Raw genomic sequence first — 8,236 nt, 5'->3', positions numbered from 1 at the left:
CCCCCCCCCCCCCCCCCCCCCCCCCCCCCCCCCCCCCCCCCCCCCCCCCCCCCCCCCCCCCCCCCCCCCCCCCCCCCCCCCCCCCCCCCCCCCCCCCCCCCCCCCCCCCCCCCCCCGCCCACCCGTCCCAGGAGTCCCCGTGGCCACCACCACCCCCCGCGCCGGCGCCCCGGTGCGCCCCGCCCCCGCGCGGCGCCCGCGCCGCGCCCTCGCCCCGTACGGCTTCCTCGCCCCGGCGGTCGTGCTGTTCACCGCGTTCCTCGCCGCGCCCATCGCCTACGCGCTGTACCTCAGCTTCCGCAAGGTCGAGGTGAAGGGCCTGGGCCTGGGCTCCGCCGGGCGCAGCGAGACCTGGGCCGGGCTGGACAACTACGCCCGCGCCCTGAGCGACCCGGAGTTCCTGGGCAGCGTGGGCCGCGTGGGCCTGTACGGCCTCGTGCTCGTGCCGCTGATGATGGCGCTGGCGCTGGCGCTGGCCCTGCTGCTGGACTCCGGGCGCACCCGCGTCGGGGGCTTCGCGCGCACCGCGATCTTCCTGCCGTACGCCGTGCCGGCCGTGGTCGCCTCGCTGCTGTGGGGGTTCCTGTACCTGCCGCGCGTCAGCCCCCTGGTCGACGTGCTCGAGGCGCTCGGCCTGCCCGCCCCGGACCTGCTGTCCTCCCGGCTGGTGGTCTTCGCCGTGGCGAACATCGCCCTGTGGGGCGGCGTCGGGTTCAACATGATCGTGCTCTACACCGCGCTGCGCTCGGTGCCCGGCGACGTCTACGAGGCCGCCCGCCTCGACGGCGCCGGCGACGTGCAGATCGCCCTGCGCATCAAGGTGCCGATCGTGGCGCCCTCGCTGGTCATGACGTTCATCTTCTCGATGATCGCCACCCTGCAGGTGTTCGCCGAGCCCACCACCCTGCGCCCGCTGAGCAACTCGATCTCCTCGACGTGGACGCCGCTGATGAAGGTCTACCGCGACGCCTTCGTCCGCAACGACGTCTACTCCGCCGCCGCCACGTCCGTCGTCATCGCCCTCGTGATGCTCGTGCTGTCCTTCGGGTTCCTCAAGCTCGTCGGGAACCGGGCCTTCGACCAGGAGAAGTGAGCCCGCCGTGTCCACCACCTCCGCCCCGCTGACCCCGCCGGCCGCGCCCGCGCCGGCCCGGCGCACCCCCGCCCGGCGCCGCCCGCGGTCGGGCACCGCCGCCCCGCGGCCCGCCGCCGCCGTCAGCCTGCCGCTGCTGATCGGCGCCGCGTACTGCCTGCTGCCGGTGCTGTGGGTGCTCGTGGCCTCCTCCAAGAGCGCCTCGGAGCTGTTCTCCACCTTCACCCTGGCGCCCAGCACCCACCTGCTCGACAACGTCGCCGACCTGTCCGCCCACCGCGACGGGGTGTTCTGGCGCTGGATGCTCAACACCGCCCTGTACGCCGGCGTCGGCGCGCTGGCCTCCACCCTCGTCTCGGCGATGGCCGGCTTCGGCCTGGCGAAGTACTCCTTCCCCGGCAAGGGCGCCGTGTTCAACGTGCTGCTCGCCGGCGTCCTGGTGCCCGGCGTGGTCCTGGCCGTGCCGCAGTACCTGCTGCTGGCGAAGGCGGACCTGACCAACACGTACTGGTCGGTGCTGCTGCCCAGCGTCATCAGCCCCTACGGCATCTACCTGGCCCGCATCTTCGCCGCGGCCGCCGTGCCCGACGACGTGGTGGAGGCCGCCCGCGTGGACGGCGCCGGCGACGCGCGCCTCTTCGCCCGCATCGCGCTGCCGATGATGCGCACCGGCCTGGTGACGGTGTTCCTCTTCCAGTTCGTGGCGATCTGGAACAACTTCATGCTTCCCTACATCATGCTCGGCGACGACAAGCTCTTCCCCGTGACCGTGGGGCTCAACGGCCTGCTCAACCAGGGCGCCTCCCAGCCCGCCATGTACACCTCCGTGGTGACCGGCGCGCTGCTGTCGATCCTGCCGCTCGTGGCGCTCTTCCTGTGCCTGCAGCGCTACTGGCAGGTCGACCTGACCAGCGGCGCGGTCAAGGGGTGAGCGTGCCCGAGCCCACCACCCGCCCCCCGGCCCCGCGCAAGCGGCCCACCATCCGCGACGTCGCCCGCGAGGCGGGGGTGTCCTACGCCACGGTCTCCCGGGTGCTCAACGGGCACGACTGGGTCAGCCCCGAGTCCGCCCGCGCCGTGCAGGACGCCATCGCCCGCACCGGCTACACCGCCAACCCGCACGCGCGCTCCCTGGTCACCGGCCGCTCCGGCTCCATCGCCTTCCTGCTCACCGAGCCGCAGCACCTGCTCTTCGAGGACCCGGTCTTCTCCGTGCTGCTGCGCGGGGTGGCGCAGGCGCTGTCCGAGCGCGGCCTCACCCCCGTGCTGCTCATCGCCGGCACCGGCGACGAGCGCGCCCGCGTCCTGGCCTACCTGCAGGGCCGCCACGTCGACGGGGTGCTGCTGGTCTCCTCCCACGCCGGCGACCCGCTGCCCGGTCAGCTCGCCGCCACCGACGTGCCCGTCGTCGCCTGCGGGCGGGTGCTCGGCCTGGAGGGGCGCATCAGCTCCGTCGCCGCCGACGACCGCGCCGGGGCCCGCTCCGCCGTGGAGCACCTGCTGGCCTCCGGCCGCCGGCGCGTGGCCACCATCACCGGGCCGCTGGACACCCCCGGCGGCGTGGACCGCCTGGAGGGCTACCGCGACGTGCTGCGCGCCGGCGGCGCCGGCGCGGAGCTGGTGCGCCACGGCGACTGGAGCCGCGGCAGCGGGGAGGCGGCGATGCGCTCGCTGCTGGCGGCCGACCCGGAGCTGGACGCGGTGTTCGTCGCCTCCGACCTCATGGCCTCCGGGGCGCTGGCGGCGCTGCGCGCGGCCGGGCGCTCGGTGCCCGGCGACGTCGCCGTCGTCGGCTTCGACGACACCGGCCTGGCCGCCACCCTGGACCCGCCGCTGACCAGCGTGCACCAGCCGCTGGACCGCATCAGCCGCGAGATGGTGCGCCTGGTCGCCGACGGCATCGAGGGCGGTCAGCCGCTGGCCACGACCGTGCCCACCTCCCTGGTGGTGCGCGCCTCGGCGCCCTGAGCGCCCCGCCCGCGCTCAGCCGCGGGGCTCGCGCACGAGGTGGACCGTCCCGCCGCCGGGCAGCAGGTCCAGCGGCCACGAGGGCTCCGGGGCCTCCCGCGAGACCGGCAGCACCTCCAGGCGCCCCACCAGCGGCACCGGGCGCTGAGCGGCGTCGCGGTGGCGGTAGTTCAGCTCCAGCACCGGGCGCAGCACCGGGCCGGCCTCGCGCACGGCCCGGCGCACCCCGTCCCGGACCAGCGCGGGGTCGGCGAACCCGTCCACGACGCAGTCGCACACGTAGGCCAGGTGCCCGATCTCCCCGAAGGTCAGCACCCGCTCGCCGCGCAGGACCTCGCGCAGGCCGCGCCCCATGTCGTCGTAGGCGTCCGAGGTCGCCCAGTTCGTCTGCACCGGCACCACCCGCCACGGCAGGGCGCGGCCGGCGTCGACGACCAGCGCCGGCACCAGCAGCGCGGCGGCGCCGGCGACGGCCGCGGCCGCCGGCAGCGCCGGCGGGCGCACCCGCCGCGGGGCGCGGCGCGGGGTGCGCCGAGACCGGCGCGCGCCCGGCGCGCCCGGCGCGGCCGGCGCGGCCGGCGCGGTCAGCGAGGCCAGCGCCGCGACCGCGCCCAGCAGGCAGCAGGCCACGGCCGGGGCGTAGTACCAGTGGTACGGGGGCACCACCACGACCGCCAGGGTCGCCACGTGCACCACGCCCGCCAGCGTCAGGGCCAGCCACGGCAGCAGCGCGCGGGCCCGCGCGGCGGTCACCACCAGCGCCGGCACGGCCAGCGCCAGCGGCGCGAACGCCACGACGGCGTCGGCGCCGTACAGCTCGACGAACCACCGCCAGCCGTTGACCACCGACCACGGGCCCCAGCTGTGCTGCTGGCTCTTGATGACGAACGTGTCGGGCACCGCGGTGCCCAGCGCGAACCAGCTCCACGTCGTCCAGGTGGCCGCGGTGAGCGCGGCGACCGGCACCGCCACGTGCAGGCGGCGCAGCACCGCCGGGCTGCACAGCGCCAGGGCCACGAGGGCGGGGGCGGCGTCCATGCGGGTCAGGAAGGCCGCCCCGGCCAGCGCCCCGAAGAGCGCCGGGCGGGCCGCGGCCCCGGCCAGGGCCGTCGCGGCGAACAGCGCCACCAGCAGCAGGCTCTCCATGCCCACCACGCTGAGCACCAGGGGGTTGACCAGGACCGCGCCGACCGCCACCGGCGCGGTCCACGCCGGCAGCCCCGTCCGGCGCGCCAGCGCCTGCAGGACCGCGGTCGTCGCGGCGGCCACGGCGACGTGGACCACCGCCAGCGCCCACAGCGCGTCGCGCACGAGCGCGGTGGCCGCGGCCAGCAGCAGCACCCACAACGGCGAGGTGGCCGTGGCCGAGGGCACGTCGCTCAGCAGGCCCCACGTGCCGTGCAGCGCGACGTTGCGGGCGTAGGAGAGGGTGATGTACGCGTCGTCGACCAGGGCGCCGCGGGCGACCCAGAAGCCGGCCGCGGCGACCGCGGCGGTGAGCAGCGGGCCCCGCACCCGACGCGACCGCTGGGCCGCCACCTTCAGCACGGCCGCACGCTACCGCCGCGCCGGGCGCCCGCAGGCCCGTTCGGCGGGCCTCACCGGTCCGGCGCGTCCACCGCGAACCACACCGTCTTGCCGTCGGCGCGCTCCTCGACGCCCCAGGTGCTCGAGAGCAGGTCCACCAGGGCCACGCCGCGCCCGCCGGTGGCCTCCGGCCCCACCGAGCGCCGCACCGGCGGGGCGGGCTCGGCGTCCCCCACCGCCACGCGCACGCCCCCGGCGGTGCGCTCCACGTCCAGCCGCACCGGGGGGCGCCCGTGCAGCACCGCGTTGGCCGTCAGCTCCGCCGTCAGCAGCTCCACCACCGTCAGCGCGGCCGGCAGCACGCCCGCTCGGGCGCAGCGCTGCACGACCCAGTGCCGCGCCTGCGGCACCGAGGACAGGTGGTGCTCCAGCTCCAGGTGCCACCGATCGGCGTCGCCGCCGGCGGTGCGCCCGTCGGCGCTGCGCGGCACGCCCTGCTGCGTGGCCTCGTTCGTGGCGTCGTCCATGGTCCCGCGCGTCGTCTCCGATCCTCCGCGGCCCGCCGTGCTCCTCCGGGCCGGCCGCACGCCCCCAGCTTCCCACCCTCCCCGGCCCGCCCCCCGACCGCCCCGACCGGCGTCCCGACTCGCGCGGCGGCGCGTGCTCGGTCAGTGTCGCCCCGTGAGCGAGCAGAACGCCGGACCGAGCACCCCCTACCCGCTAGGCGCGTCCCTGCGGCCCGGGGCGCTGAACGTGGCCGTGTACTCCGAGACCGCCGAGGCCGTCGACGTGGCCCTCTTCGACGACGACGGCCGCGAGCGGCGGGTGCGCCTGACCGAGCGCACCGGGCACGTCTTCCACGGCCTGGTGCCCGGCGCGGGCGTCGGCACCCGCTACGGCCTGCGCGTGCACGGGGAGTGGGAGCCGGCCGAGGGGCTGCGCTACAACGCCGCCAAGCTGCTGCTGGACCCCTGGGCGCGGGCGGTGGAGGGGCAGTGGGGCGCCGGCGAGGAGACCTTCGGGCACCTCTTCGACGACCCCGAGCAGCGCAACGACGCCGACTCCGCGCCCTCGGTGCCCCGCGCCGTCGTCGTCGACCCGGCCTTCGACTGGGGCGACGACGCCCCGCCGCGCACCCCGGCCGCCGACACCGTCGTGTACGAGGTGCACGTCAAGGGCTTCACGAAGCGGCACCCCGGGGTGCCCGAGGAGCTGCGCGGCACCTACGCCGGCCTGGCCCACCCCGCCGCCGTGCAGCACCTGCTGGACCTGGGCGTCACGGCCGTGGAGCTGCTGCCCGTGCACCAGTTCGTGCAGGACTCCCACCTGGCGGAGAAGGGCCTGCGCAACTACTGGGGCTACAACTCCATCGGCTTCTTCGCCCCCCACAACGAGTACAGCTCCACCGGCGACGACGGCTCCCAGGTCGCCGAGTTCAAGGCGATGGTCAAGGCCCTGCACGCCGCCGGCATCGAGGTGATCCTCGACGTCGTCTACAACCACACCGCCGAGGGCAACCACCTGGGCCCGACGCTGTCGCTCAAGGGCATCGACAACTCCTCCTACTACCGCGTGGTGGAGGAGGAGCCGCAGCACTACTACGACACCACCGGCACCGGCAACAGCCTGAACGTCTCGCACCCGGCGGCGCTGCAGCTCGTCCTGGACTCGCTGCGCTACTGGGTCACCGAGATGCACGTCGACGGGTTCCGCTTCGACCTGGCCACCACCCTGACCCGCCAGTGGGGCGAGGCGCAGGTGCACAGCGCCTTCCTCGACATCGTCCACCAGGACCCGGTGCTGGCCCCGGTCAAGCTCATCGCCGAGCCGTGGGACACCGCCGGCTACCAGGTCGGCGGGTTCCCCGCGCGCTGGTCGGAGTGGAACGGGAAGTTCCGCGACGACGTGCGCGACTTCTGGCGCGGGCAGGGCGACCTCGGCGCGTTCGCCCAGCGCCTGACCGGCAGCCCCGACGTCTACGAGGCCGACCGGCGCTCGCCGCTGTGCAGCGTCAACTTCGTCACCGCCCACGACGGCTTCACCCTCGCCGACCTCACCGCCTACGACGAGAAGCACAACGACGCCAACGGCGAGGGCGGCGCCGACGGCGAGAGCGACAACCGCTCCTGGAACTGCGGCGCCGAGGGCCCCACCGACGACGAGGAGGTGAACGCGCTGCGCGGCAGGCAGCGCCGCAACCTGCTGACCAGCCTGCTGGTCTCGGCCGGCATCCCGATGCTGCTCGGCGGCGACGAGCTGGGCCGCACCCAGGGCGGCAACAACAACGCCTACTGCCAGGACGACGAGATCTCCTGGTTCGACTGGGACGCGGTGGACACCGGCCTGCTGGAGTACACCCGCGACCTGCTGCGGCTGCGCCGCGAGACGCCGGCCCTGCGCGCCACCTGGTACCGCGGCGACCGCGCCGACGGCGCCGGCGGCTCCGAGCGCGGCCCCGCCGAGGGCGTGGGCGACACGGTGCGGATGCTGCGCGCCGACGGGGTGCCCATGGAGGGGCCGGACTGGGAGGACGGCAACGCCAAGGCGTTCGCGGTGCAGTTCGCCGCGACCGGCTCGCCCACGGTGCTGCTGCTCGTCAACGCCGCCGACAACGCCGTGGAGTTCACGGTGCCGCCGGCGCCGGGCGGGCCCTGGACGCTGGCGATGTCCAGCGACCCCGACCAGCAGGTGGGCGCCGAGGTCGCCACCCTGCTGGTGCGCGACCGCTCCACCACGGTGCTGCGCTCGGTCTGAGCACCCCCGCGGCGCCCCCGCCCGCGGTGCCCCGGGCGGTGGCGCCGCGGTCTGGGGCGCGCCGCGTCAGGGGCGCGCGGCGTCCCAGCCCAGGGCGTCGAGCACCGCCCGCGCCACCTGCAGCGGCGTGCGGCCGGGGTCCACGTCCACGACGACGTCCTCGGTGCCGGCGCCCTCCAGGAGCCCCTCCAGCTCCACGCTGCGCCGCAGGTGCCACTCCAGCGCCTCCGGGTCGCCGGCCTCGTGGTCGCGGGCGTGGCGCCGGCGCGGGCGGGCGGCCACGGCGGCCGGGTCCACGCGCAGGCGGCAGGCGGTCAGCGGCACCCCCGCCCGGCGCGGCGGCACCCGGGGACGCACGCGCGGCGCGTTCCTGCCACCATGACTGCATGACCAGTGCCGCGGCCATCGAATCAGTGACCAGCAGGGGCGGCCCCGTGCGGCAGCACGCCCGCATCACCGGGATCGCGCTGACGGTCCTGGGGGTCCTGGGCCTCATCCCGGGGATCACGACGAACTACGACGAGATGGGCTTCTTCCGCAGCGGGGCCCAGCTGTTCGGGGTCTTCACCGTCTCCGTCGTCACCTCGACCCTGCTGTTCCTGTACGGGATCACGGTGCTGGTCTTCGCCGGGTCCGTGCGCCAGGCGCACAAGAGCGTGGTCCTGCACGCGCTGCTGCTCATCGGGATGGGCATCGCCGGCGCCGGCATCGTGGCCAACTCCCCGGCGCGCGTGCTGCCCACCGACGCCGCCAGCAACTGGCTCTACCTGGGCCTCGGCCTGGTCTTCCTGATCACCGCCAACCGCTCGCGCGCCAAGCAGATCGAGCAGCACGGCATGTTCTGAGCCGCCCCGCGCCCGACGGCGCCCGTCCCCCGCAGCGCGGGGGGCGGGC

8 protein-coding genes are annotated in these 8,236 nt (G+C 76.1%); 5 read left to right on the top strand and 3 right to left on the bottom strand.

Translation table 11 applies throughout. The annotated features are described in order from the left end of the window. Positions 1 to 139: 139 nt before the first annotated feature. From ACRYR7_RS22555 to ACRYR7_RS22545, 3 genes are read left to right on the top strand one after another with little or no spacing between them, the layout of a single operon-like run. Positions 140 to 1,093: a carbohydrate ABC transporter permease gene (locus tag ACRYR7_RS22555; protein WP_432574355.1), complete on the top strand. Its 954-nt coding sequence runs from the start codon at positions 140 to 142 to the stop codon at positions 1,091 to 1,093. Positions 1,094 to 1,100: 7 nt separating this feature from the next. Then, a complete protein-coding gene (locus ACRYR7_RS22550; RefSeq protein WP_432574354.1) occupies positions 1,101 to 2,024 on the top strand; it encodes a carbohydrate ABC transporter permease in 924 nt (307 codons plus the stop codon). A gap of 2 nt (positions 2,025 to 2,026) precedes the next feature. After that, the gene (locus ACRYR7_RS22545) at positions 2,027 to 3,061 is read left to right on the top strand and encodes a LacI family DNA-binding transcriptional regulator (protein ID WP_432574353.1); all 1,035 of its coding nucleotides are present in this window, start codon (positions 2,027 to 2,029) and stop codon (positions 3,059 to 3,061) included. Between the two features lie 15 nt (positions 3,062 to 3,076). Here ACRYR7_RS22545 and ACRYR7_RS22540 read toward each other — a convergent pair whose 3' ends face one another. Further along, complete coding sequence (locus ACRYR7_RS22540) at positions 3,077 to 4,609, bottom strand: hypothetical protein (protein WP_432574352.1); 1,533 nt, start codon at positions 4,607 to 4,609, stop codon at positions 3,077 to 3,079. 50 nt (positions 4,610 to 4,659) lie between these two features. Then, complete coding sequence (locus ACRYR7_RS22535) at positions 4,660 to 5,115, bottom strand: ATP-binding protein (protein WP_432574351.1); 456 nt, start codon at positions 5,113 to 5,115, stop codon at positions 4,660 to 4,662. Between the two features lie 154 nt (positions 5,116 to 5,269). On the opposite strand from ACRYR7_RS22535, the gene glgX reads away from it, so the two are divergent. Further along, positions 5,270 to 7,342, top strand: a complete 2,073-nt coding sequence (glgX, locus tag ACRYR7_RS22530) for a glycogen debranching protein GlgX (protein WP_432574350.1) — start codon at positions 5,270 to 5,272, stop codon at positions 7,340 to 7,342. 66 nt (positions 7,343 to 7,408) lie between these two features. Here the strand turns inward: glgX and ACRYR7_RS22525 are convergent, their stop codons facing one another. Next, positions 7,409 to 7,699: a hypothetical protein gene (locus ACRYR7_RS22525; protein WP_432574349.1), complete on the bottom strand. Its 291-nt coding sequence runs from the start codon at positions 7,697 to 7,699 to the stop codon at positions 7,409 to 7,411. A gap of 29 nt (positions 7,700 to 7,728) precedes the next feature. Here ACRYR7_RS22525 and ACRYR7_RS22520 point away from each other — a divergent pair, with 29 nt between their 5' ends. Continuing rightward, positions 7,729 to 8,187, top strand: a complete 459-nt coding sequence (locus tag ACRYR7_RS22520) for a DUF4383 domain-containing protein (RefSeq protein WP_432574348.1) — start codon at positions 7,729 to 7,731, stop codon at positions 8,185 to 8,187. The last annotated feature ends 49 nt before the right edge of the window (positions 8,188 to 8,236 follow it).

It is taken from the genome of Kineococcus gurbantunggutensis (assembly GCF_050871925.1).
In the GTDB taxonomy this organism is placed as follows: Bacteria; Actinomycetota; Actinomycetes; order Actinomycetales; family Kineococcaceae; genus Kineococcus.
The sequence above is the reverse complement of the archived record's forward strand: the minus strand, read 5'-3'. Positions and strand labels throughout refer to the sequence as shown.